We start from the raw sequence: 670 nt of genomic DNA on the forward strand, positions 1-670 counted from the left end.
GATCTTAAACGAGCTTGGCTACAAAACCTCTGAACCAGAACACACACGTGAAAACACGCGCTGTTGTGGTTTCGGCGGCATGGTTGTACCTGCAAACCCTGACGTGGCAACGCGCGTAATCAAGCGCCGTGTTGAAGAGTTTGAGACAGACTACGTTGTGGTTTACTGCTCGGCTTGTCGTGCATCCATGATGGGTGTTGGTACGAAATCTTGGCACATTCTGGATCTGATGTTCGGCCCAGTGATCATGCAAGGTGATCAGCCACCAGTCAACGTACTCGCTAGCCCTGTGAAAGCTTGGTTCAACCGCTACAAATCAAAAGCGGGTCTGATCAAGTGTATGTCTGTGTAGCTATGTCTATGTAACTACTTCTTTGTAGCTATATCTTTTTAATTATTAGGTTTAAGTGAAGTTGAACTTATGAAATTCGTAAAAATCGCTCTTATCGTCGCTGTTGTAGCTATTGCTCTATTTGCAGCAAAACAAACTGGCATTCTTGAGATCATCACAGACATCAAGAGCCTACAAGATTGGATCGCAAGCTTTGGTGTGTGGGGCTACGCCGTATTCGTAGCAGCATTCGTGTTTGCGTGTGTTTTCCTACTGCCGGGCAGCGCGTTCACCATTGTGGCAGGTATCGTATTTGGCCCTATCAAAGGCGGTATCTTA

1 protein-coding gene and 1 pseudogene are annotated in these 670 nt (G+C 46.4%); both read left to right on the forward strand.

Going from position 1 to position 670, the window contains the following annotated elements:
- Positions 1-352 (forward strand): heterodisulfide reductase-related iron-sulfur binding cluster (locus R7Z50_RS27905; RefSeq protein ID WP_318149808.1); only part of this gene is annotated, 352 nt, incomplete at its 5' end.
- Between the two features lie 69 nt (positions 353-421).
- Positions 422-670, forward strand: a pseudogene (locus R7Z50_RS27910) (TVP38/TMEM64 family protein); the annotation flags it as partial.

It is taken from the genome of Vibrio sp. 1249-1 (assembly GCF_033340495.1).